The sequence below is a fragment of the Solibacillus sp. genome (assembly GCF_040273735.1).
In the GTDB taxonomy this organism is placed as follows: Bacteria; Bacillota; Bacilli; order Bacillales_A; family Planococcaceae; genus Solibacillus.
This window is the reverse complement of the sequence record NZ_JBELZM010000001.1, coordinates 271205-295995: the sequence shown is the minus strand read 5'-3', so window position 1 is coordinate 295995 and position 24791 is coordinate 271205. Positions and strand designations below refer to the sequence as shown.

At 34.8% G+C, this 24791-nt stretch carries 22 protein-coding genes; all 22 read right to left on the bottom strand.

What is annotated here, in order from left to right:
- Window positions 1–194: 194 nt before the first annotated feature.
- Window positions 195–461, bottom strand: a complete 267-nt coding sequence (locus tag ABS917_RS01445) for a stage V sporulation protein S (RefSeq protein WP_008403166.1) — start codon at window positions 459–461, stop codon at window positions 195–197.
- Between the two features lie 122 nt (window positions 462–583).
- Complete coding sequence (locus ABS917_RS01440; protein WP_350477335.1) at window positions 584–1306, bottom strand: CpsD/CapB family tyrosine-protein kinase; 723 nt, start codon at window positions 1304–1306, stop codon at window positions 584–586.
- Window positions 1307–2038: a YveK family protein gene (locus tag ABS917_RS01435; RefSeq protein WP_350477334.1), complete on the bottom strand. Its 732-nt coding sequence runs from the start codon at window positions 2036–2038 to the stop codon at window positions 1307–1309.
- 75 nt (window positions 2039–2113) lie between these two features.
- Window positions 2114–3418 carry a glucose-6-phosphate isomerase gene (locus ABS917_RS01430; protein ID WP_350477333.1) on the bottom strand — a complete coding sequence of 435 codons (1305 nt, stop codon included), beginning with the start codon at window positions 3416–3418 and terminating at the stop codon, window positions 2114–2116.
- Between the two features lie 7 nt (window positions 3419–3425).
- The gene (locus ABS917_RS01425; protein ID WP_350477332.1) at window positions 3426–4559 is read right to left on the bottom strand and encodes a CapA family protein; all 1134 of its coding nucleotides are present in this window, start codon (window positions 4557–4559) and stop codon (window positions 3426–3428) included.
- Complete coding sequence (locus ABS917_RS01420; RefSeq protein WP_350477331.1) at window positions 4552–5805, bottom strand: lipopolysaccharide biosynthesis protein; 1254 nt, start codon at window positions 5803–5805, stop codon at window positions 4552–4554. Before ABS917_RS01420 ends, ABS917_RS01425 begins: the two co-directional genes overlap by 8 nt.
- Window positions 5806–5890: 85 nt before the next feature.
- On the bottom strand, window positions 5891–7615 hold the full coding sequence (locus ABS917_RS01415) for an ATP-grasp fold amidoligase family protein (RefSeq protein WP_350477330.1): 1725 nt from the start codon (window positions 7613–7615) through the stop codon (window positions 5891–5893).
- Window positions 7616–7676: 61 nt separating this feature from the next.
- Window positions 7677–8420, bottom strand: a complete 744-nt coding sequence (locus ABS917_RS01410) for a WecB/TagA/CpsF family glycosyltransferase (RefSeq protein WP_350477329.1) — start codon at window positions 8418–8420, stop codon at window positions 7677–7679.
- Window positions 8421–8450: 30 nt separating this feature from the next.
- Window positions 8451–9665 carry an O-antigen ligase family protein gene (locus ABS917_RS01405; RefSeq protein ID WP_350477328.1) on the bottom strand — a complete coding sequence of 405 codons (1215 nt, stop codon included), beginning with the start codon at window positions 9663–9665 and terminating at the stop codon, window positions 8451–8453.
- Window positions 9666–9697: 32 nt separating this feature from the next.
- A complete protein-coding gene (locus ABS917_RS01400) occupies window positions 9698–10330 on the bottom strand; it encodes a sugar transferase (protein WP_350477464.1) in 633 nt (210 codons plus the stop codon).
- Between the two features lie 62 nt (window positions 10331–10392).
- A complete protein-coding gene (locus ABS917_RS01395) occupies window positions 10393–11721 on the bottom strand; it encodes a UDP-glucose dehydrogenase family protein (protein ID WP_350477327.1) in 1329 nt (442 codons plus the stop codon).
- Window positions 11718–12617, bottom strand: coding sequence for a UTP--glucose-1-phosphate uridylyltransferase GalU (gene galU, locus ABS917_RS01390; RefSeq protein ID WP_350477326.1), 900 nt, complete (start codon window positions 12615–12617; stop codon window positions 11718–11720). The genes ABS917_RS01395 and galU overlap by 4 nt, the downstream gene beginning before the upstream one ends.
- A gap of 108 nt (window positions 12618–12725) precedes the next feature.
- Window positions 12726–13658: an LCP family glycopolymer transferase gene (locus ABS917_RS01385; RefSeq protein ID WP_350477325.1), complete on the bottom strand. Its 933-nt coding sequence runs from the start codon at window positions 13656–13658 to the stop codon at window positions 12726–12728.
- A gap of 117 nt (window positions 13659–13775) precedes the next feature.
- A complete protein-coding gene (gene galE / locus ABS917_RS01380) occupies window positions 13776–14774 on the bottom strand; it encodes a UDP-glucose 4-epimerase GalE (RefSeq protein WP_350477324.1) in 999 nt (332 codons plus the stop codon).
- Window positions 14775–14980: 206 nt separating this feature from the next.
- Entirely contained in the window at window positions 14981–15448 is a 468-nt protein-coding gene (locus ABS917_RS01375) for a VanZ family protein (protein ID WP_350477323.1), read from the bottom strand.
- 406 nt (window positions 15449–15854) lie between these two features.
- Entirely contained in the window at window positions 15855–16652 is a 798-nt protein-coding gene (locus tag ABS917_RS01370; protein WP_340800576.1) for a TIGR00282 family metallophosphoesterase, read from the bottom strand.
- A gap of 105 nt (window positions 16653–16757) precedes the next feature.
- Window positions 16758–17483, bottom strand: a complete 726-nt coding sequence (locus tag ABS917_RS01365) for an NAD-dependent epimerase/dehydratase family protein (protein ID WP_350477322.1) — start codon at window positions 17481–17483, stop codon at window positions 16758–16760.
- Between the two features lie 62 nt (window positions 17484–17545).
- The gene (locus tag ABS917_RS01360; RefSeq protein WP_350477321.1) at window positions 17546–18499 is read right to left on the bottom strand and encodes a glycosyltransferase family 2 protein; all 954 of its coding nucleotides are present in this window, start codon (window positions 18497–18499) and stop codon (window positions 17546–17548) included.
- Window positions 18500–18526: 27 nt separating this feature from the next.
- Window positions 18527–19438: an ATP-grasp fold amidoligase family protein gene (locus ABS917_RS01355; protein ID WP_350477320.1), complete on the bottom strand. Its 912-nt coding sequence runs from the start codon at window positions 19436–19438 to the stop codon at window positions 18527–18529.
- Window positions 19439–19757: 319 nt separating this feature from the next.
- Window positions 19758–21401 (bottom strand): phospho-sugar mutase, encoded by a 1644-nt coding sequence (locus ABS917_RS01350; RefSeq protein WP_350477463.1) that lies wholly within the window; start codon window positions 21399–21401, stop codon window positions 19758–19760.
- A gap of 157 nt (window positions 21402–21558) precedes the next feature.
- Window positions 21559–22323, bottom strand: a complete 765-nt coding sequence (locus ABS917_RS01345) for a tyrosine-protein phosphatase (RefSeq protein ID WP_350477319.1) — start codon at window positions 22321–22323, stop codon at window positions 21559–21561.
- A gap of 279 nt (window positions 22324–22602) precedes the next feature.
- The gene (rny, locus tag ABS917_RS01340; protein ID WP_079525364.1) at window positions 22603–24156 is read right to left on the bottom strand and encodes a ribonuclease Y; all 1554 of its coding nucleotides are present in this window, start codon (window positions 24154–24156) and stop codon (window positions 22603–22605) included.
- Between the last annotated feature and the right edge of the window lie 635 nt (window positions 24157–24791).

The window sequence follows — 24791 nt, the reverse complement described above, 5'->3', positions numbered from 1 at the left end:
GATGGTTGCGTTCTGAAATAAAGCGAGGTGGCATTCAAATATATGAGGTGAGAATTTCATTTTTTTAAAGTGGCGAAAAAACATGGAAAATTTATTTTCAATTCAAATCTCTTCTATTTTAATATACCTCGCAAACAAAAATACACCCGCTTAGCCTTGTACGGGTGCTAAGCGGGTGTATGGGTCTTCATGATTTAACGACTTCTTTTTTCAACGAGTAGTTTTAATGCCGTACGATCTTCTCCAGCAATGATAATGTCCGCGAAAGCCGGTGCACAAATTAAATCTGTGCCGCTTGGGGCTACAAACCCTCGAGCGATTGCTACTGCTTTAATTGCCTGGTTTAACGCACCTGCACCTACCGCCTGCATTTCAGCAAACCCTTGCTCTCGTATAACCGCAACGAGTGCTCCTGCAACAGAATTAGGATTAGAACGAGATGATACTTTTAATGAATCCACAGCTATTTCCTCCTCATCTAGTACTGCTTTATCTTTTTTTAGGCAATTTTTATTGCCTGTACGTCATTGTATGCGCTTCAATTCTTAAATAGACTACGAAAATCGTATCTATGTAAAGAAAATTATTCAGAGAAACTATACTCCTCGTAATAGTTATAATGACTCGGTGTTTTATAATTGTTCAACACCACACCTAAAATTTTTGTGTGCGAAGCTTCCAATAAAGCTTTCGCCTTTTTAACGGCTCGTTTATCGACAACACCAGTATTTAGAATCATAATCGTCCCATCACATTTATTCGCCAATATTTGCGCATCGGTCACCGATAATAATGGAGGTGAGTCAATAATGACAATGTCGTAATCATTCTTTACCTGCTGAAGTAAAGCCTCCAATGATTGAGACGAAAGCAATTCCGCAGGGTTTGGTGGGACGGGACCGCTTGTAATAACATCGAGCCCAACAATAAACGTCTCCTGGACCGCATCATGTAAGGCCGATCTTCGTGCAAGAATATTCGAAAGCCCTACCTTATTGAATGTTTTAAATGTATGATGCAACGTCGGTTTTCTCATGTCTGCATCAATAATTAGTACTCTTTTGTCCTCCTGTGCAAATACAACACCTAGATTCGCAGCATTCGTAGATTTCCCCTCCCCTGGAGTTGAGGAAGTGATTAATAGTGTCTTTAATGGTTCATCAGGCATCGAAAACTTAATGTTTGTGCGTATTGTACGAAATTGCTCGGTAATATAAGATTTCGTTCCTGAAATAGTTACCAGTTTTCGAGCTATTTGCGCAGTTTCTACATTCTTCCCTTTTTTTCTTAAACTCAATTTAACCATTTAGCTTCTCCTCGCTTTTCGGAGATTCAATGAAAATTTCTTTTGCTTATCTTCTTTAATAAAATCAACCATTCCAATCACCGGCAACTCCAAATAATCTTCCACATCCGTCTCACTCTTAATAGTCATATCTAAAAATTCAAGCAGAAACGACATACCAATGCCAACCATTATACCGATAAGACCGCCAATCGCTACATTCAGCATTTTATTCGGTTTAACCGGTGTAGGATTTTCACTTAGTTTAGCTGCGGATAAAATAGAAATATTATCGACACTCATTAAATGTGGAATTTGTTCTTTAAATACTTCTGCTACCTTATTTGAAATTTCTGCTGCTTTTGATGGATTTGAATCTTCCACGCTGATTGTTACAACTTTTGAGTCATTTTCGTTAGAGATGGAGATTTGCTGTGTTAATTGTGATGGAGTGTAGTTTAAATCGAGTGCATCGATTACTGGAGTTAGAATAACAGGGCTTGTAATAATGACATTATACGTATTGATTAAACGTAAATCGGTTTCAGTTGTTTGCCAAGAGTATACCCCCTCAGCACTATTGTTTTGATTTACTAAAATTTGAGTTTGTGCCTCATAAACTGGGGTTAAGGCATAAAAACTGATACCTGCACTGATTGCAATGCTAATAACAGTTAAAATAATAATAAGCCATGAGCGTTTCTTTAATATTTTTGCAAATTCTTGTAGACCGAGTGTTTCTTCCAATTCCATTCCCCCCTTGTAAAACTTCTCTCCTCTTTTAATGATTGGTTTTTAGATAGAAACTAATTATTTTCGTTTTTGGAGTTATGCAAGTGATTCTTTATAAACAATTTCTCTTTGCATTAACTCGCGTGTCTTCGACTTATAAGCCTCTACACCCGGTTGGTCAAATGGATTAACTTCCAATAAATAAGCGCTCATCGCGCAAGATTTCATAAAAAAATAAATAAGATAACCAATATGATAGGCATCTAATCTCTCTAATTCCAACTGTATAACAGGAATTCCTCCATCTGTATGTGCAGCAATTACACCTTGTTTGGAAATCGAATTTATTTCATTAAAGCTTCTATTCGACAGATAATTTAACCCATCCCGATTATACCTGTCAAACGGTATGATACAGTCTGTAGCAACTTCATTAAAATGAAGGATTGTTTCAAAAAGGATTGGATTTCCATCTTGAATAAACTGCCCAACAGAATGTAAATCCGTTGTGTAAATTACACCACTTGGGTATAAGCCCTTTTTTTCTTTTCCTTCGCTTTCGCCGAATAATTGCTTCCACCATTCCTGAAACATTGAAAGTCCAGGTTCAAATGAAGCAAGCAATTCCATCTTGTACCCTCTTTTATATAGCACGTGACGAATGACTGCATAACGATAGGCTTCGTTTTTTTCAAGGCTTTCTTCTTTTAATTGAAGTGCAGCTTTTTTCGCTCCTTCTAATAATTGTGTTATATCTATGCCAGCAACAGCAATTGGCAATAGTCCGACTGGTGTTAATACAGAATACCTACCACCAATATTCTCAGGAATGACAAATTGTCGATAACCCGAACTATTTGCTATTTTCTTTAATAGACCATTTTTAGCATCTGTCGTAACAATAATTCTATTTTGAACATCATCACCATATCGATTTTCCATATAATTGCGTAATACCCGGAATGCCAATGCAGGCTCAAGTGTAGAACCGGATTTGGAAATAATATTTATATAGACACTTTTAGCTTCAAGGCTTTTCAGTAATTGTTTTATATAGGTCCCACTCATATTGTGACCGACATATATAACTTCAATTCCACTTGGTATTTGCCCAAAATAAGGGGTTAATGCATCTTGAATCGCCTTAGCGCCTAAAAAGGAGCCACCGATGCCTACTACTACTAAAACGTCTGCGTACAATTTGATTTTATTGGCTATTTGAAGAATTGAGTTCAACGTTACACCATTGTTTTCTATGGGTGAATTTATCCAACCCGTTAGTTCACCATTTTCTCTTTCTATATAATGATGAATAGTATTAACTGATTCATAATAGTCAGACCACTTAATGTGTAAGAGTGATTCACTTAAGATACTAGTTTGGAGTAATTGAGTCTTCACGTTTTCCTCATCTCCCGGTAGTTTTATTATAAATTCTATCTATAAGCACGTTTTTAATAACATAATAATAAGATTCATTTCTTAAATAATGCATATTGGTTACTTTTTTATCAATTTTATCCTTCTTAAACATACTTCTAATAAAATTATTATTTTTTATAAAATTTTTAAAATTTATATTAGTGGTTTTCGAAAATAACTTAGTTACTGTTAGTATGTTTGCATATGCTTCATTACTTATTTTTTTATGAAGATATTCATACCCTTTACCTAGTAGATTATTTAATTCTTCAATATCGACTTCATCTTTAGTTGCTAATCGCACTTTGTTAATTTCTGTATAATGGTAAACAAAATCGATACCTGATACCTTTTTATCATCGATCTGAATTAGAAGTGAAAATGAACTATCCCTTTTTGCCAAGTGATTTTCTTTATCATCAAAATAAAAATTACCTAAACTATAAAAGATATAAGAATTATTATATTTTTCATATCCTTGTGGAACATGAGGATGAGAACCTACTACAATATCCACTCCTAAATCACAAAAAAGCTTGTACTTTTCACGCCATTCTATTTGCGGGATAGAAACATCTTCTAAGCCGGCATGTGCAAGTAATATAACACAATCACATTCTTCCTTTAAATTCAAAATTATCTGACAAATAAGCCGGTGATTAATCCATGCATACCCAGCATCAGTTTTGTTACTTTTATTGTCTAAAACCCCAAACTGGGCTTCGCAACAGTTAATTATTCCTAGTTTTATATTATCAATTTGTTTAATTAGCGGCTTATATGCTGATTTGAAATCCATTCCTGCCCCAATATATTCTAGGTTATTTTCCTTAATTTCATTTATTGTGTCATCTAATGCCTCTTTGCCATAATCCATTATGTGATTATTAGATAAGCATAATAAGTTAAATCCAGTATTCTTTAAAATTTCAACCGTTTCTCTCTTTTGTCGGAGATGAATACCTGATTTCTGAATTTTACTACCAAACCCTTCAATAGGTGCTTCAAAATTGCAAATTGCATAATCAGACTTTTTTATGATTTCCTTTAAATTTTGATCACAAATTTCCTGATCATTATACTCATTTAAAATATCTCCACAAATAAATAAACTAGTCAATGTCTCCCCCCTTACTCTCATCGAATTTTTTCACTTTAATAAGTGTTTGTAAAATTAAAGTTATATTTACTATGAATCCAAGTATTGCGAAGAGAATAATTGCAATTAACTCGTTTTTAAAATATGCTGCACCAATGATTAATAACATCAACCTAAAAATGAGTGTAATTATTGTGAACTTTAGACTCCATTTTTGTGCACCTATTACTAGTAAGGCTTTTACACTTGGACCATTTACAAACATCATATAAATCCATAAAACTAACCATTTTGAATATTCTCCTGCTGTTCTCCACTCTTCACCAAATATTAATTCAAATATAAACGGCGAAAAGATAAAAAACACTGTGTAAGGAAACGCCCCTACAATGATTAAAGCTTTTGTAGCCTTTATTAAAATAGGCCTGATTGGCTCGTTATTTTGTGACGCTTGTGCTAATCTTGGATAATATACATCATTTATTGCATTCCCTAATAGAGAAGAAGGTGTAGAAATCACCATTCTACTTAATGTATAATACCCTGCACTCATAGGACCAAAAAAAAACGTTAATATGATTACCGGAATTCCTTGAGCAATGGCATCGATAAATTCCTCAGGTGCCTGATATAGAGGAAAGTTCTTATATTTCTTTAATAACCTACGATTTTCCCACTGATTTTTCCGGAAAAATCCAAAGTTAATTTCCAATCTATGCTTTAATGAAAACATGATAGTATTGGCCCGTAATAAATCTACTAAAGATGATATAATAATTAAATTGGCAGTTATTGGCGCTATCCAACCAGTTAAAACTTTTCCTCCATAATTATATAAAGATTGATATACTGCTGTTTTCGCGAATATTCCAAACTGATTTTCTCTAATTGCCCACTGCTGCATAATTTGAAGAATACCAGAAAAAAATGCTGCAATTGGGACCAAAAGTATCCAGTTACCGATTGTTTCAATTCCTAATAATATCAATATTTTATTTTTAGTAAAAATTAAAAAAATGAATGATAGTAAAGTCATAAAAATAATTATTTTAAAAGATACAGCAGTTATTGCTTGTGCTTCTTCTCTTTTTTCAGGTAAAACAATAGCTCTAGGTAGTGTAAGGGCCACTATACTTGTCAATATTGCAAGAGTAGATAAATATACGCCCATAATTCCATATGACTCTGCTCCATAAACTTTTGTTATAAATGGAATAAGCAACAAAGCGATTATTTGTGCAAAAGCAGTACCTGATGCCACCTTCATGACACTTCTTACTATAAAATTATTCTTCAAATATTTTATTCTAGACGATGGTGTCACATAAATGAGAGAATAGATTTTTTTCATTTCATATTCTAATCAATCTATTGTTCAAGTTTTCTTTTCTTAAAATAGTCAAATCGATTAACTGCCCCATCTTAGAATCAACGCCCTCAACATAATCTGTATCTAAACAAGCTCCAGGTGTAAATGTTAGTTCGCCAAAATAGATCTTATCATTATAATAATAAAAATCTGCTCTTACATACGTAAATCCTTTACTTAGTCCCCTTGCCATCTCCAACATTTCTTCTAATTTCTCAGGTTTTTTAATCTCTTCCTTGAAGTTAATACTATCATTTGTATAGGGAATCATTTCCCAATCACTATTGAACATAATGTGTTTTTTTTCGTTTGTTCCTCGATCCAATACGATATCCAAAATTTTGGGTTCCCCATGAAAACAATGTATTTTGTAGTCTACTGGTAGTTTGTTATTTCCTTCTTCACCCAAATATTGTTCTGCAATTATGCGTGGTTTGATTTTAGAGTAATGCGATTCGCCCATCAGCAATGAATAATCAATTATCATCCACTTTTTTAATTGCTTTATGGCACTCTCTTTATCCAAGGTTTTCTTATTAGAACATATAATATTAAAGCCCGACCCATGTGTACACTTCAGCACAAAACTATTCGGCAATTGTTCAAAATCAATTTGTTCAGTACTATCATATGTTTGATATAAATCCACTAATATATCGGAGTAACCTAATTTACTTAAATAATCTCTAACTAAAGATTTATCTGTACAGAGCGTTTTTAAAGAATCTTCTTCATTAAATTTTAACCACATTAATTTTTCATTAAACGTTTGAGGATTTTTCAAATTCAAACGTTTTCTAAACTTTTTATAATAAATCAACTTACTGGAAAATAAAGGTGAAAATTTAACAGTTTTCATAAATAAGAACCGAATAACCTTAAAAATTATCCTCTCTATAAATCGACTCTTCTCTATAATATTTTTATCTACTTTTAATAGACTAGCCTTTAACAATATTTTTCCCATATTCAGAAAATGTTTTTGCTTTTCTTTCATTGATAGAGCTTTAATATGTTGGCGATATTTGCTGTAAATTTTTAAATGCCCAGTTACAACTGCCTTAGGGTTAGTGGAAATTCTTGTACCCTCATGCTCAAAATATAAAACTAAGGGTTCTGCAATATAATCAATCTCACAAACTTGGCCTATTCTTATAAATAAATCCCAATCCTGGCAACTAGGAAGAGTTACATCAAATCCTCCTACCTCATCAATTAATGCTTTTTTTATCACTACAGAAGATGTAGGTCCCACATAATTTTTCTTTAAAATACTCTTACTAATATCTCCTCTAACTTTTGGAACTAAGATTCTTTCAAATTGACTATTTATAAATTTTATCCCTGTATACACTAGACCTATTTGTTGCTCTCTTTCAAAAAGAGCTATCTGTTTTTCTAATTTCTTAGAAACCCATTGATCGTCTGAATCTAAGAAAGCAATTAATTGACCACTTGCTTTTTTTAGCCCTAGATTTCTTGCTGCAGGCGCACCCTGGTTCTTATTTAAACGAAAATAATATATTCTACCATCATTTATCTTACTTATTAATTCAGCAGTATTATCAGTAGAATTATCATCAATTACGATAATTTCAAAATTTCTATAAGTCTGATTTAATACACTACTAATAGCTTCCTTTACTAGTTGGGCTCTGTTAAATGTGGGAACTATTATGCTTACTAAAGGATTATAGTTTACAGTCATGTAATCACCCTTTCATTCAAAATTTTACGAAACTTGCAGCAAAAAATTAATTTATAATTCTTCATGACTTCAATTTCATGAATAATACCTTTAATACATAATTTAAGTTTCCATATATATATCTCTTATATAGTCGTCTCGGTTCCTGAAATAGTCTAAAAAGCCATTCGAAACCTGTTTTTTGAAAAATAATTGGAGCTCTTTTTACTTTGTTTGCATAATAATCAAATAGCCCTCCACAAGTAATTATTGAATTTACTTCAAGTGAAAAATAATGCTTCTCTACCCATTTTTCTTGAAGTGGATTTCCAAATCCTACAAATAAAATATTCACATCCAAAGAATTTATAATATCAATGATACTTTTACTATCAGTATCCTTATTAAAATATCCATGATGTGTTCCAACAATATTCACATTAGGATATATCTCCGAGAAATTCCTTTTAACGGTCTCAGCTATATCTGGTTCTCCTCCCAACAAAAATATATTTAAATTGTTTTTGTGCACATTTAAATAATTCATTAATTCCGGAAAGAGATCAGTCGTTGCGATTCTCTCTTTCGCTACAGGAATATTAAGTATTTTTTGTGCATAAATTACGCCCATTCCATCAACATAAGAGATATTATCCTTTTTATTGATAATCCCCCTGTACTCTATATCATTCCAATATTTAAGCATACAGTCCGAATTGATAGCATAATAAGCAGTTTTAAATTTGTCATTTGAATTTTTTACAATTAGTTTAATGAGTTCCAACTGACTGCCTAAATATAAATCCTTATCTATAAAAGTCCTCATCCTGCGCCTCCTTTAAAGATAGTGAGCTCATTATCGACTGTCTTTATATAAGATTGGTGTTTTATTAAAAATTGTAGCTACTAATAGGAAATACATTATTATTAACCAATTTGCCCCATCTATATCTTCAAAAATAAAGAGAAGAGGCATCATTAATATTGAAATTTTAATTACCGTCATATCGATACCCACTCTAGTAAATAAAATTTTTAAAGTTATTATCACAAAAATTGGTAAACCTAAAATAACTCCTGCAATTCCCGTTCTATAAAATAATCCTACATAGGTCGAATGAGACCCTAGTGGATAACCAATTAAAGAAGTAACTTTTACACCCATACCGATTATTGGGGATTCAACTAGTGTGATTTTTATACTTTCAACCATTAAATAAATTCTACTAACATTACTACCTTCACGTGCATTTAATAATTCCTGTAAAATAGATACTGACTCGTTATAAGCGTTTGTATAAAATATCGTTAGGATGAATATTGAAAGACTAAAGAAAGAAATAGCAATAAATAAATTTCTATTCATTTTTGTATAAGTAAAATAAATACTTATTATTAGTAAGTAAGTTAACATGATGACATAGCCGCTTCTCGAAAAAGAGCCAATTATTGGAAGTATACCGAGGATCATCAATAGTATTCTAAAAATGTAATTTTTTAAATACTTCAAATATGATAAAAAGAGTGGATAGAAAAACATAAAAAACATAATTATTAAATTTGGATAATCCATAAAACCGACAAACCTAATTACCGGCATATTGCCAAACCATTCTGTGTAATATAACTCTCTATTGAGTATTTCAAATCTGGGGAACTTAGTAATAAAGTAAATAATCATACTGGATATCCATAAAATGATTAAAATACAGTAATTAATAAAAGTTATTTTTTTTAAATGTTCCAAATCGAGTGGAATTACTTTAAAAATCAAGTAAAAAAATAAAGAACATACCCATATGCTAAAAGTATTTACAGTAGCAAATATTCGCTCTAATTCATACGTATTCCCAATAAGATTGACGATAATCGAAAACAAATAAATTGTAATAAATGCCAACATAAAACAACTTAAAACATCAAAATTTAGTTTATGTTTACGAAGTAAATAAACTAAAACAATGACAATTCCAACAAATTGAATTTCCTTGGGGACTATTATAATTGGCCATAATAAGTAAAATATAAGAAAATCTGTCTTTATTTTTGGATTATTGTGTAATATAGACACTTAGTGTTTACCTTTCTTATAAAATCAGGAAATTAATAGGCATTCTTAGATCCGAATAATACAAAAATGGTTTTATAAATTAGTTTTATATCAAGAAATAAATTTCTTTCATTTATATATTTTAAATCCATTTCAATCCATTGTTCAAAACTAATATTACTTCGCCCATTTACCTGCCAATAACATGTAAGTCCAGGAGTTACTCTTAATCTTTGCATTTCATAACTGGAGTATTTTTCAACTTCTTCAGGTAATGGTGGCCTTGGACCAACTAAGGTCATTTCACCTTTTAACACATTAATAAGTTGAGGCAATTCATCTAAACTCGTTTTCCGTATAAGCCTACCAAATTTAGTGACTCGAGGGTCTTGTTTCATTTTAAAAACAGGACCTGATGCTTCATTTTGATTCACTAAAAGTAACTTTATTTCCTCAGCATTCGTTATCATTGAACGAAACTTATAAATTCGAAATGTTTTTCCATTCTCTCCAACACGAATCTGTTTAAAAATCACTGGCCCTTTCCTATCCTCTAACTTTATAAAAAAAGCAATTATGATACATACTGGAAATAATAAGATAACTCCAAATAACGAAAATATGATGTCAATAATTCTTTTACTAACCAAGTAAAGTTTGTTATTATTTATTTGAACTTGATGCATTGGTGTATTTTGGTCTTTAATTTTTTTTTTTGACTCTCTAATGGATTGAAACATCACCTTAATCACCGACTTTCCATCAAAGGGTACTGTGGTTTTAAAGTGTTTCTTCCAATAGAATAATATTCATATTGAAATTTTTCCAATTGGTTTATTTCAAAACAATTTCTCCCATCAATAATCAATGGGTAATTCATTCTATAAAAAATTGATAAATTTATATTTAAAATCTCGTCCAATTCTGTCAGAATGAGCACTGCATCAGCCTGTTCTATTGCACCCTCAATTTTTTCTACATAATGGACAGACGGATCTAAAAATTTCCTTGCATTTTCCTCCGCAATGGGATCATAAGCATAAACTCGTGCTCCTGCTTTGATTAGCTCATTAATAATAGGGATTGATGGCGCTTCACGCATGTCATCCGTTTTTGGTTTAAATGCTAATCCAAGAACGCCAATTTTTTTATCTTGAACTTGGGGTAATTGCTCATATAGGAGAGATAATACTTTTCTTTGTTGTTTTTTATTTACATTGACTACACCTTTCAATACTTCAAAATCATATTCCACATTCCCGGCAATTTGGATTAATGCCTTAGTATCTTTTGGGAAACAAGAGCCTCCATAGCCAATTCCCGCTTTTAAAAAGCCTGTCCCTATTCGTTTATCAAGTCCCATTCCAACTGCAACCTTTTCCACATCAGCTCCTACTCGTTCGCAAATATTAGCGATTTCATTAATGAAACTAATTTTTGTTGCTAAAAAAGCGTTAGAAGCATACTTAATCATTTCCGCACTCCGAATATCCGTTGTGTAAACTGGAATATTAAATGGACGGTTCACCTCAGCTACAATTTTGGCTGCCTTTTCACTCTTAGCACCAATTACAATACGATCTCCTTGAAAAGTATCCAAAATTGCTGTTCCTTCTCTTAAAAATTCAGGATTTGACACTACCTCAATCGAAATATGATATAATTTAGTACGATCGATTATTAGCTGTAATCGATCGTTCGTGCCAACTGGTACGGTACTTTTTGTTACAACAATCGTATCTTGCTTGGCAGTTAGTGCGATTGTTGTGGCTACTTGTTCTACATATTGTAAGTTAGCGGAACCATCATCATTTTCCGGTGTTCCAACAGCAATATAGATCACTTGTGCTTTACTAAATCCCTCTTCATAATTCGTTGTAAATTTTAATCTTCCAGCTTCTATATTCTTTCCCATCAATTCTGATAAGTTAGGCTCGTATATAGGAGAAATTCCTTTTTTCATTTTGTCTACCTTAACTTCATCGATATCTACACACGTCACATGGTGACCAATTTCAGATAAAGTGACACCTGTTACTAATCCTACATATCCTGTACCAACTACCGCTACTTTCAACCGATTCCCTCCATTAACGGTAATTTTAAAGTACTATTATAATTTTGCTCCAGAAATTTAAGTATCTCGGCGGCCAACTCCTCATTTTGTAGAGCAAACTCAATTGTTGTCAATATAAATCCCAGCTTTTCGCCTACATCAAAGCGCTTCCCTTCAAAGTTATATGCATGGACGGGCTGTGTTTCATTTAATTTTTGAATCGCGTCAGTCAACTGAATCTCTCCTCCTGCCCCAACTTCCTGAAGCTCTAAAAACGTAAAAATTTCAGGCGTTAATACGTAACGCCCCATTATTGCAAGATTTGATGGTGCACATCCCAATTCAGGTTTTTCAATAAATTGTCTTACGCGATACAATCGATTTTCATTGTTAATTGGGTCGATTATACCGTAGCGATTTGTCTCTTCATGTGATACAGGTTGAACACCAATAACAGAAAATAGCGTTTGTTCATATTGTGCGATTAATTGCTTTATACATGGCACTTTTGCTTGTACAATATCATCACCTAAAAGCACAGCAAATGGCTCATTTCCAATAAATTTACGTGCGCACCAAATAGCATGCCCTAATCCTTTTGGCTCTTTTTGACGGATATAATGAATATTGACTTTCGAAGATTTATTCACTTTTTCCAACAAATCAACTTTCCCTTTTTCTATTAAATATTGCTCAAGTTCTACATTTCGATCAAAATGATCTTCAATTGCCCGCTTTCCTTTTCCAGTTACGATAATAATATCTTCAATACCCGACTGAATTGCTTCATCAACGATAAATTCAATAGTAGGGCGATCGACAATCGGTAACATTTCTTTAGGCATCGCTTTTGTAGCAGGCAAAAATCTTGTACCTAATCCCGCTGCTGGAATGATGGCTTTTTTCACTGTTTTCATTAAAACACCCCTTCAATAGCTAATTCATTTAGGTCTTTTTGAAGATTAATTATATTTTATATGTTATCTATAGAGACTTTATCACTAATAATCTAATTTAAATTATACCTACTTCCCAAGTTCTCGTTCATTCTTTATTCCTAAATGCTCTTGTATATTTTTTTTTACATCAGAAAGTTCCTTCTCATCCGGCACATAATAATAAATTCTGTTTTTTATCATCGATTTCCCGTCATTTATGTGAAGTTGCTCAATGTTTTTTAAACTATTACTATAATTTTTTTGAAGTTTATATAAATCATTAAATGGGATATTCATTTCTATATTTTTTTCTACTGTTTTGAAAATAGATTTGTAGTTCCAAACCGTATTTAGAGACAACCCCTTTTTTAAGACACCCTGGATAACCTGCTTTTGTCGATTTTGTCTGCCAAAGTCACCTGTCGGATCGTCATAACGCATGCGAACATATTTCAGAGATTTCTCTCCGTCCAATGTCAATTCACCAATTGGAAAGTGCTCATTTTCATAATAAAAATCTAACCCATTATCAACTGTTATACCTCCTACAATGTCTACAATATCAACAAAACTTTCCATATTAACTTTCACTACATAATCTACTGGAATCTCTAAAAAGTTTTCTACTGTTTTAACTGACATTTCCATTCCACCATAAAAGTAGGCATGGTTAATCTTATCTTCAAATCCTTTGCCTACAATCTCGATATACGTATCTCGAGGTATGCTAAGCATTTTTGTCGTTTGGAGCGATGGATTAACTGTTAAAACAATCATCGTGTCTGTACGACCTGAGTCTCCACCGCGCTCATCTACGCCTAAAAGCAATGCTGAAAACGGTTCTGCTTTTATTTTAATGTCAACAGGTTGTGAACGAATAGTTGAATTATTAAGTTGAAGAGGGGTATAGATTTCATTTGCAGTACTTTTAATATCTCCGTATACATTAAGCGAGACAATCAGCGATACTATACAAAAAAGAATAGTAATGCCAATTCCCCACTTCCATCTAGTTTTCATGAAGTGCCTCCTGATTAGTTTGTCCTTGATTAGTTAAAAGCAGATTGGCAAAGTAGGATTAGATAATGTCGCTATATTAGAATGGATAGAGTAGGATAGATAGAAAATAATTAAGGCTTATACTTTTTGAAAGTTTTGCTCGAAGCGCCATGCATCACGGCACATGCCGATTAAATCGCGTTTTGCTGACCATTGTAGTTGTCGCTGTGCTTTTGAAACATCTGCATAACACGTTGCAATGTCTCCTTGTCTTTGTACCGAAATTTTATAGGGAATTGTAATTCCAGTAGCTTGTTCAAATGCTTTTACTAACTCTAATACTGTTGTGCCACGACCAGTTCCCAAGTTGTAAATATGAACCCCTTCAGTCATCTGCTCCATCGCAGCTACATGTCCTTCAGCTAAGTCCATAACATGAATATAATCACGTTGCCCTGTACCATCAGTTGTTGGGTAGTGATTACCGTATATATTTAGAAATGGATGCTTTCCTTTAGCAACTTGTGTAATGTATGGCATGAGATTGTTGGGAATACCAGTTGGTGACTCACCGATTAAGCCACTTTCATGTGCACCAATCGGATTGAAGTAGCGCAAAATGGAAACTGAAAATGCCGGATTAATTTTAGCAATATCAGTTAAAATTCGTTCACAGATTACCTTCGTCTCGCCATACGGATTAGTAGTTGGCATTAATTCCATCGTTTCTGTAAAAGGCACTTTATTTTCTCCGTACACTGTAGCAGAAGAACTAAATACAAATCGATTCACATTAAACTTCTGGCATGCATTTAGAATGGAAAGTGTACTCATGAGGTTATTTTCATAATACTCCAACGGTCTTTTTACTGAATCACCGACTGCTTTCAATCCAGCCAGATGAATCACACCGTCAAATGAATTCTTTTCGAAAATCCTTTCAACCGCAGATTTATCCGAAATATCTATTTTACAAAAAGAAATTTCTTGATTTGTAATTCTCTTAATACTCTCTATGGAATATTTGCTACTATTCCTTAAATTATCTATAACGACTACTGAATGTCCTGCCTCAATTAATGCAATACAGGCATGTGAACCGATGTACCCCGCCCCGCCCGTCACTAAAATATTCACGATATCCCCACCTTAATAGATGATTAACTACTAATCCAAATAATTAGTAGTTTTAGCATATTCATACGAGTGAGAAACTATTCATTCTTCCTAAAAAAAGAGAATAGAATCTTGTATTCGACAAGATTCTATTCTCAGATTAACAATATATTATAGAATAATTCACTTTCTACCATGACTCACAATCATATTTATGCACACTAACTTCAAAGACCCTTGTTTAGATTAGCCATTCTAGATTTTCTTCTCATACCAATAAGAGAGGCAGTAGCAATACCAGTAGTAGCTCCAACCAAATCAATTATAACGTCTTTTAATTGAGCACCTCTGCCGAGAACAAATAATTGATGAAATTCATCGGTAACTGCATAGATTATACAAATAATTAGTGCGATAACTACACTGCGATTACCTTTCACCCCACTTATTTTTAGTGCCAGCATCGTAAAAATACCGAGGAAAAAATATATATTGAAATGCGCATTTTTCCGGACAAAATGATGAATCTGATCTAATTTCACATTTTCTATTGGTGTAACATTTTCTCCAATCTCTATCAATCGTTTTGTAATCATTGTACTCAATTCCCTCGATTCAAATACTGGTTGGTGTGAAAAATAAAAAATGAGCAACATCCATAAAACAACTATCAGCCAAGCCATTCTTTTTCCCATCTTTTTCTTCCACCCTTTTTAATACATTTATTTCCATACTCTTTTCGTTTTATTCTATTTTCTACTGCCATACTATTATCAATTTTTAAATTCATTGGATTTTACAGGTTTATTATATGTGCTGCAATTATAATTCTTAATACGTATGACTTAATCCTTAAAGTGTAACATTAATCCTCAGTTCCAAGTTGCCAGCAATTTGCATGCTACAAAACCTGAAACTCAATTCTAGACGGACAATCATCGCCTTTATCTGTATAATCCTCACTTTCATTTATAATTCTCAATTGCAATCAAAAAGAACCCATAACTAAATTCATCCGCAACAAAAAAACACCTATCACTGATTTGAAAAGACGTTTGCCTCTCATGTTCAGTAATAGGTGATTAAATCTTCAATGTTTACTTAGCCGCGAAACGGATTATCCTCATTAATCAATACACGTTCCTGGCGAATGGCTTTTCCTGTTTTATCATCAATTTCTACAAAGAATGCACTTAATACAGCGCGGCCTTTTTTCGGTACTTCATAGCGTGCCGGCATATTTGTCAGGAATTTATAAATGACATTATCTTTGCCCATACCCAATACTTCATCATACGGACCAGTCATACCAACATCTGTAATGTATGCTGTGCCACCTGGGTAAATACGGTTGTCCGCTGTTTGAACATGTGTATGTGTTCCAACAACGACAGATGCTTTTCCATCCAGATGCCAGCTTAATGCGATTTTTTCACTTGTCGCTTCAGCATGGAAATCGACAAATACGATTGGCGACGTTTTTTTCGCTTCTTCGACCATTTCGACCGCCATCGCAAATGGATCTTCATGCGGTGGTAAAAACACGCGGCCATGCAGATTGATGACTGAAATTGTCACACCGTTTTTCGATACTTGCGTCATACCGCGTCCTGGTGCATCTTTCGAAAAGTTTGCCGGACGCACTAAGTAATCTGCATCATCAATAAAATCAAAAATGTCTTTGTTGTCCCATGTATGGTTACCCATTGTAATGACATCAACACCCATTTGAAGTAAATCATTATAAATCGCACGTGTAATGCCGCGGCCCGCTGCAGCGTTTTCGCCGTTCGCGATCACTACATCAAGATTATATTTTTTCTTTAATCGAGGCAAATACTGCTCCACAGCATCGCGACCGATTGAACCGACGATATCGCCTATAAATAATACTTTCATTTTTAAAACCACTCTTTCTGTTCTTCAACATCTAATTATTTTACCACTGTTTTTATACTAGACGCAAAAAAACTGCTACAAATTGAATTGTAACAGAGTAAGAAGCTAACATTTTGAGTTTTCATGCCAATTCCAGGCATCTTCAATCATTTCATGAACATTTCGTTCGGCCTGCCAGCCAAGCTCTTCGTTCGTATTTTTCGGGCTAGCCGCCGACAAATCATACATTCTGAATGCCGGCTCCTCCCGTTCCAACGCTTCAAGTGCCAATAAATGTGCATTTGCTACATCGAACACATTGTTAAAACCACTGTTATCTTTCCTTTCAGAAATCGCAGCTTCCGGAGTTCCGCTTACCGAAGCTTGTACGCTGCTGTTCTTACTATAACGAAGAACAATTCCATTCATGTCATAAGCTTTCGTATAAACTTCCAACATCTGTTCAATCATACACTTTTGCCCTTGTCGCTCATTTTCTTCTGTAACCGCCGAAGAGAGAACGATATTTTTTACTCTGCACGCCCGCATGACTTTTAATAACGCCAATGTGCCGCCGACATTGTTTTCATAGTAATATTCAGGATTCCCCATTGCCTCGTTGACTGAGTCCGATGCTGCAAAATGGAGTACAGATTGAACCGGAAACAATGTAAATATTTGCGTTAACCGTTTTTGGTCCGATAGATCGCCTTCAATAAAAATAGCCCGCTCATCGACTGATCCGCGGTGTCCTGTGGATAAATTATCATACACAACGACCGGCCCTTTTTCCAGTAACAAATTTACGACATGGCTTCCAACAAAGCCCGCGCCACCAACGACTAATATCACAAATATTCCCCCTTATCCAGCTTCGAATTTTTCTTGTACAGTAACGAGTTCTCTCCCTCTATTTAAGCCCTTACTTTATGAACCAACCGGAAAAATGCCGGATACACCCTCATTTTCACTAACGGTTTCATGATGCGCAGATTCCAAGGAAGCTGGGAAAAATTTTTGCTTTCCCGGATAATTTGACGCTCCAGCGATTTTACTTGGCGTGTATTTGACGTCGTTAACAGCACATGATGATAACGATGAATATATAGACGTAAATTTAATCCCTCAATTACATTACGATATTGCCTTTTATCAAAAAACTGCTTCATTTGTGCATATGTTTGCGCATGGGAATGAGCAATGGACGGACTATAGTTTTTCATCAGCATTTCCTCATATTGCACAAAGTTGTACTGCGCTTCATTCACAATGGCGATCTTTTTCGCAAACGATAAGTACTGTGCGATAAACCCAACATCTTCAAAAAATGGATAATTATCAAAATATAATTGTTCTCCCATAATGATGGAACGTAAAAACAGTTTGTTCCATGGCACAATATAGGCTTCATTATGCTTTGTAAGATAATAATTAACAGGGTTCGGTTTTGTTAAAAGTGCTTCATTTACTTTCACCTGTTTTTTTCGCTCTGTTTCCGGCCAGTACTTCGTATAACCACACAGCACGAGATCCGCATGCTTCTGCTCAGCTCGCTGCACAAGCTTTTCATACATCGTACTTTCCACAAAATCATGTCCATCCACAAACGCAATGTATTTTCCGGCAGCTTCCTGCATCCCAAAATTGCGCGCTTCACTTAACGTAAGGTTTTGCGCGTTAAATAAACTGAAACGCTCATCTTCACTAACGAATTCTTCACAAATAAGAGCCGTTCCTTTAGAAGAACCATTATTCATAATTAGCACTTCAATCTCTTGCAATGTTTGCTGCTGCAGGCTTTTCAGACATTCTCTTATCGAATATTCAACATTGTGTGTTGCCACAATAATAGATACAATCGGTATCATGGGAATCCTCCTAATCAGTTAAAGTGATTAATATTTGGAACGGGCTACAGAAACAGGATGCCTTGACTTTTCAATATCCAAATCAAGCCATTGTCCAAGCTTCAAACTGTCATCTTCTTGAATTTGGTTATTTAAACAAGCGTCCGGTGTGAATGTAAAGTTGTTAAAGTAAACTTTCTCATCTACTACCTTTAAATCGATCCGTACATACGTAAACGGCTTACTCAGCTTTTTCGCAATGGCAAGCAGTTCGTCCAGCTGCGCAGGTTTCGCTTTTCCTTCATCAAACGGATACTTTTTCTTAATATAATTTGTATTAAACCAATCCGGCGTTAACATGAGCGTTTGCTCTTTCGGTGTAAAACGGTGGAAAGTAGTTTCGATAATCTTAGGTACACCATGGAAACAATGAATGCTGTATTCTTGTGTATCATTGCCAGTTGATGATTCGATGAAACGCTCGATTATTATTCTAGGCAGTATCGATGCATAGTGAGGTTCCGCAAATTTCAACGAATAATCCGTTGCCATCATTTCTGATAATTGCAGCCTTGTTTCCCGGTAATCCATTTCACGTTTGTTCTCGCAAACTATTGTCATACCATCACCGTGCGAGCATCTCAAAACAAATTTCCTTGGTAGTTGTTCGAAAATAATATCTTCCACTTCATCAAAAATTCCGATCAGCGGTGGCAGTAAATAGTTATAGCCGACTGTAATCATATATTCGCGTGCCTTCACCTTATCTGTAAATCTTCTTTTAAATTCAACATCTTCAAATAGTTTGAGCCACATTATTTTTTCGTTAAAGGTTTTTGGGTTTTCCAGGTTTAAACGGGTTTTGAATTTGTTCCAGTATAATAATTTACTTGCGGCAATTGGGGACAGCTTTACGACTTGTGTGAATGCATAGCGCTTTGCATGTAATGGGATTTGCATAAACGAATCACAGCTCCTTCTATTATTTTTTCACATATTAACTGGTTGTGATTAAGTAAGTTAGTGAAGTTTTAGCTGTGAATAATAGAGTGGCAATGGTAGTGTTTTAAAGATGAAATATGTTTGATAAAGTGTAGTAGATAGACTGATTGACGATTTGTTGAGTCTCAACTATTTTGGTGCATTAAAATAGATTCTATAAATATCTTTCTAATAGTATAGTCTCGAAACATCTAATATATACCTACTATTCAAGTTTTTCTTCTATTAAAATGAAAAAGGTATTTAGAATATTTCATTCTAAACACCTTTACATAATCTATATAAAACTCAATTTTAATTGTTCCAATCGTTCTGAAGCTTGACTAGCACTTTCACCAGTTACACCAAAATAGTATTTACATTTCGGCTCGGTTCCGGATGGGCGGATAGCAATCCACGATTCATCTTCAAGTATGAATTTCAGTACATTTTCTTTAGGTAAATCGATCGGTAGCTTATCACCTGTAATAGCAGTTGCTGTCGCTGTTAAATAATCTTCGTATAGAACAACTTTTTTACCAGCAATTTCAGCTGGTGGATTTTGTCGAACTGTATCCAACAGCAGGGCCATTTCTTCTTGACCCGATTTACCTTTAAAAACCTTAGAGATGAGCGCTTCTTTGTAGTAGCCAAACTGTTTATACACATCTTCTATGGTATCAAGCAATGTCTTATCCTGTGACTCATAGAAACTTGCCATTTCCGCTACTTTTAACGCCACTTGCACCGCGTCTTTATCACGTACGAATGGTTCGATTAAATAGCCGTAGCTTTCCTCATAGCCAAACAAATACATATAAGCACTTGACTGTTCATATTCAGCAATTTTTTCGGCAATGTATTTAAATCCTGTTAACGTATTAATAGTCTCCACGCCATAATGAGCAGCAATCTTGGCTCCTAATTCCGATGTGACAATTGTTTTAATCATTACCCCATTTTCAGGTAGAGTTTTATTGCTTTGCTTTGTTTGCAAAATATAGTTTAACAGTAAAGCCCCTAACTGATTACCCGTTAAAAGTTCATACGATTGGCCGTTTCTAACCGCAACACCTAGACGGTCTGCATCCGGATCTGTTGCGAGCAGTAAGTCTGCACCTACTTGATGACCTAATTCCATTGCCATTTCAAATGCTGCTGCTTCTTCCGGATTTGGATAAGGAACAGTCGAAAAAGCACCATCTTGAAGTGCTTGTGCTTCAACAACATGTACTTCATCGAAACCAAATGCTTTTAACCCTTCATATACAGGCACTAAACCAGCACCGTGAAGCGGTGTGTAAACGAGCTTCATATTACTTTTCACAGGCTGTTCTTTTAGTTGAAGCAGACTCGACTGATAAGCCTCGTCAATCTTTTCTAAAATATATTGACCATACTGTTCAAACTCCACTGTTTCAATCGAAAATATATCCTCAATCTTATCCATATAGGAAACAATTGCGTCTGCACCCGCAGGAACAAGCTGTGCTCCATCTGCACCGTATACTTTAAAACCGTTATACTGTTTCGGATTATGGCTCGCCGTAATTACAACTCCCGCATAGGCGTATAAATAACGGACGGCAAATGAAAGCTCTGGTGTCGGGCGAGATTCACTAAACACATAACTATGCACTCCGTAAGCACCTAAAACTTTTGCAGTTTCAACAGCGAATTCTTTCGAAAAATGACGCGTATCATATGCAATGACTACACCCCTAGTTTTCGCTTTCTCACCGCCATCACATACATACTTGGCAAGACCTGCCGCTGCACGACGCACTGTATATATGTTCATCCGATTCGTACCAACACCTAGGACACCACGCATGCCACCAGTACCGAATTTCACATATTGATAAAAGTGATCTTCTAATAACTTGTTGTCATTTGTAATTTTTTCAAGCTCTTTCTGCAAATAGTGAGGTAGCTTTGCCATTCTCCACTCCTCAACTTGCGTTTGAATCTTAATCAATTAATCACCTTCATTTGAATTAATAATTTCTTTTTATATTCTTGAATCTAAAATATTACATGTATTGCTTGAATATATTTTCAGCAGAACAGAACAGGCAGTAAGCGGTAAGTTATATAAATTAAAAAATTTGCCAGGATTTTTTTAAGGGTAGTTCTTCAGGTTCATATAATATAAAATCTTTATTTTCAATTATTCGGGCATTGTTTTCTAAAAATAGCTCAACTGCATGTAGTTGTTTCTTTTTCTCTAAAAAAGATAATCCTTCATTAAAGAGGAATGGTCTTGTAGTAAGGTTATGGACATCAGAACCATAAGTATGGATTAAGTTGGCTTTCACTAAATCCAATGAAAGTTTTTGAATCTTTTTTCCAAATTGTCCTGCCAGACTTCCAGCAGTAATTTGCGTCATTGCCCCTTCCCTCACTAACTCTTCTAACTTGCTTGGACGTTCTGCAACTATTTTATTACGCTCGGGGTGCGCTATAATTGGGGTTATTCCTTTTAATTTAAGCTTAATAATAATTTCTTTTGTATAGAAAGGGATAGTGTTGGACGGTAATTCAATAAGCATATATTTTGAATTTGCAAGGGACAAAGTTTTCTTTTCATCTATTAATTTGAAAAGATTTCCAACTAAGCGCACTTCTTGTCCAGCATAGATTTTTAAAGGAATATTAAATCTGCTTACCTGTTGCTCTATAATCGAAATTTGTTTATGCACCGCTTCTGGTGGTACATGGTATTGAGGATGGAAACTATGTGATGTTGCTATTATTGCTGTTATTCCTTCATCGACAGCTTTTTGCAACATTTCAAGTGTATTTTGCAATTCCTTTGGACCATCATCTACACCAAATAAAATATGGCTATGGATATCGATCATCTTCATTTCCCTCTTTCAAATATTTAATATAGGGAGAACATCTTCAAGCACATAGAACTGCACTTAATAATTACACTTTAAATAGCCTAGTTGCCTATGGAATTTATGTTATTAATATTTTTTATAATTTACATTTTGCATTATAAAAACCATTATTTGTAAAACTAATTTCATTCTATAATGAAAATGAATAATATAGCAATTTTATTTAATAATAAAAACCCCATATCATAGATTAGCTCCTACGAAATGGGGTTTTTTGATAAATATAAAATATTATTATTTCGCATACTCCACTGAACGTGTTTCACGAATAACTGTCACTTTGATGTGACCTGGATAATCGAGTTCTTCTTCAATGCGTTTGCGGATATCTCGCGCTAAACGATGAGATGCTAGATCGTCGATTTTTTCAGGTTGTACGATGATACGTACTTCACGACCTGCTTGGATCGCGAATGATTTTTCAACGCCGTCATAGCTTTCCGAAATTTCTTCCAGCTTTTCAAGGCGGCGAATATAGTTTTCTAATGTTTCACTGCGGGCACCTGGGCGGGCTGCTGATAATGCATCGGCTGCTGCTACAAGTACGGCAATAACTGAAGTTGCTTCTGTGTCACCGTGGTGGGATGCAATTGAGTTAATAACAACTGGATGTTCTTTATACTTCGTTGCCAGTTCCACACCAATTTCAACGTGGCTTCCTTCGACTTCATGGTCAATTGCTTTACCGATATCATGCAGTAAACCTGCACGACGCGCTAATGTCACATCTTCACCTAGTTCAGCTGCAAGTAATCCTGCTAAGTGGGCTACTTCGATTGAATGTTTCAACACATTTTGACCATAGCTTGTACGGTATTTCATACGACCAAGGATCTTCATTAAATCCGGATGCAGGTTATGAATACCTACTTCGAATGTTGTTTGCTCACCCGTTTCACGGATTTGCTCATCCACTTCACGGCGAGATTTTTCTACCATTTCTTCGATACGTGCGGGGTGAATACGACCATCTTGAACTAGTTTTTCCAATGCAAGACGAGCTGTTTCACGGCGGATCGGATCAAAGCCGGATAAAATAACTGCTTCAGGCGTATCATCAATAATCAGATCGATACCTGTAAGCGTCTCTAAAGTACGAATGTTACGGCCTTCACGACCAATGATGCGGCCTTTCATCTCATCATTTGGCAGATTTACAACGGAAACTGTTGTTTCTGCAACATGGTCGGCTGCAAAGCGTTGTAATGCAAGTGATAAAATTTCTCGAGCCTTTTTGTCTGATTCTTCTTTTGCACGCAATTCTGATTCTTTCGTCATTACAGCGATATCTGTAGAAAGTTCGTTTTCAACTTCCTTCAAGATAACCTCTTTCGCTTCTTCGCGCGTCAGAGCTGCAATGCGCTCAAGCTCAGTTTTTTGACTTGCAACAAGTTGTTCTACTTTGCTTTCCATCTGTTCAATATGCTGTTGTCTGCTAGCCAGAGCTTCTTCTTTACGCTCTAAGCTTATCTCTCTTTTGTTCAGAGTATCATCTTTGCGGTCAAGGTTTTCTTCTCTTTGCAATAAACGGTTCTCTTGTTTCTGAAGCTCTCCACGACGGTCACGAATGTCATTTTCCGCTTCAGTTCGAAATTTGTGAGTTTCATCCTTTGCTTCAAGCAGTGCTTCCTTTTTAAGTGCATCTGCTTCACGTTTCGCGTCTTCCACGATTTGTTCGGCAACATGCTTTGCACCAGTCACTTTTGATTCATTCACGTTTTTCATGTAGAAATAGATAACAGCGACACCGACAGCGAATCCTAGCAAAGCAGGGAGTATCATTTCCATAATATCGTTTCCCTCCTATGCCTATATATGTCTGATGTTCTCTTATTCGGCTAAATATATCTGAATTGTTCAAACATACCGCCTATTCATTTCAAAATTTAGAAATTATACATTTTAATTGTATAGTTCAAAATTAGGTATGTCAAGAATAGCCATGGTTTATGGGGTTTTTTATATTTTTTGGGTGAGTTGTATTGGTAGAAGCGATAGGTTTAGTATACCCTAAAATTTTCTAAATAGGGTTCGGTATCATAGTATAGAGTACCCGGGCCCTGTTGTTCTAGTATACCCTAATTTTCCAGGAGATACCCAATTGAGGCGGGGCTGGCCGCTGGAAGTTCTAATAAATTATAAAATGTTCTAATATATTTTTAATTGTGCTAATAAACTTTCGATTTTCTAATATATTCAGCACTTCTTCTAATAAGTGGTCCCGAATTTCAAATATCGTCTTCAAATCTTCTAATATCAGGTGGAGATTTTCTAATATCGTAAAGTTTGTTCTAATTAAAGTTCTTGCTGTACTTTTTCACCGAATTTCTCTAGCAAAATTCAGTCAAAATGGGCCAAGTCCGTCCCATCTTCTATTATCTGCTCCTAATCTTCTAATATCACTCAGACTTCTTCTAATAAAC

Excerpts from the sequence above, each read along its gene's own strand:
- ABS917_RS01440 (WP_350477335.1), bottom strand. The coding sequence starts at position 1,306 with ATGGTTAAATTGAGTTTAAGAAAAAAAGGGAAGAATGTAGAAACTGCG.
- ABS917_RS01435 (WP_350477334.1), bottom strand. The coding sequence starts at position 2,038 with ATGGAATTGGAAGAAACACTCGGTCTACAAGAATTTGCAAAAATATTA.
- ABS917_RS01420 (WP_350477331.1), bottom strand. The coding sequence starts at position 5,805 with ATGAAGGTGGCATCAGGTACTGCTTTTGCACAAATAATCGCTTTGTTG.
- ABS917_RS01415 (WP_350477330.1), bottom strand. The coding sequence starts at position 7,615 with ATGACTGTAAACTATAATCCTTTAGTAAGCATAATAGTTCCCACATTT.
- ABS917_RS01410 (WP_350477329.1), bottom strand. The coding sequence starts at position 8,420 with ATGAGGACTTTTATAGATAAGGATTTATATTTAGGCAGTCAGTTGGAA.
- ABS917_RS01400 (WP_350477464.1), bottom strand. The coding sequence starts at position 10,330 with ATGCATCAAGTTCAAATAAATAATAACAAACTTTACTTGGTTAGTAAA.
- galU (WP_350477326.1), bottom strand. The coding sequence starts at position 12,617 with ATGAAAACAGTGAAAAAAGCCATCATTCCAGCAGCGGGATTAGGTACA.
- ABS917_RS01385 (WP_350477325.1), bottom strand. The coding sequence starts at position 13,658 with ATGAAAACTAGATGGAAGTGGGGAATTGGCATTACTATTCTTTTTTGT.
- ABS917_RS01375 (WP_350477323.1), bottom strand. The coding sequence starts at position 15,448 with ATGGGAAAAAGAATGGCTTGGCTGATAGTTGTTTTATGGATGTTGCTC.
- ABS917_RS01370 (WP_340800576.1), bottom strand. The coding sequence starts at position 16,652 with ATGAAAGTATTATTTATAGGCGATATCGTCGGTTCAATCGGTCGCGAT.
- ABS917_RS01360 (WP_350477321.1), bottom strand. The coding sequence starts at position 18,499 with ATGATACCGATTGTATCTATTATTGTGGCAACACACAATGTTGAATAT.
- ABS917_RS01355 (WP_350477320.1), bottom strand. The coding sequence starts at position 19,438 with ATGCAAATCCCATTACATGCAAAGCGCTATGCATTCACACAAGTCGTA.
- ABS917_RS01350 (WP_350477463.1), bottom strand. The coding sequence starts at position 21,401 with ATGGCAAAGCTACCTCACTATTTGCAGAAAGAGCTTGAAAAAATTACA.
- ABS917_RS01345 (WP_350477319.1), bottom strand. The coding sequence starts at position 22,323 with ATGATCGATATCCATAGCCATATTTTATTTGGTGTAGATGATGGTCCA.
- rny (WP_079525364.1), bottom strand. The coding sequence starts at position 24,156 with ATGGAAATGATACTCCCTGCTTTGCTAGGATTCGCTGTCGGTGTCGCT.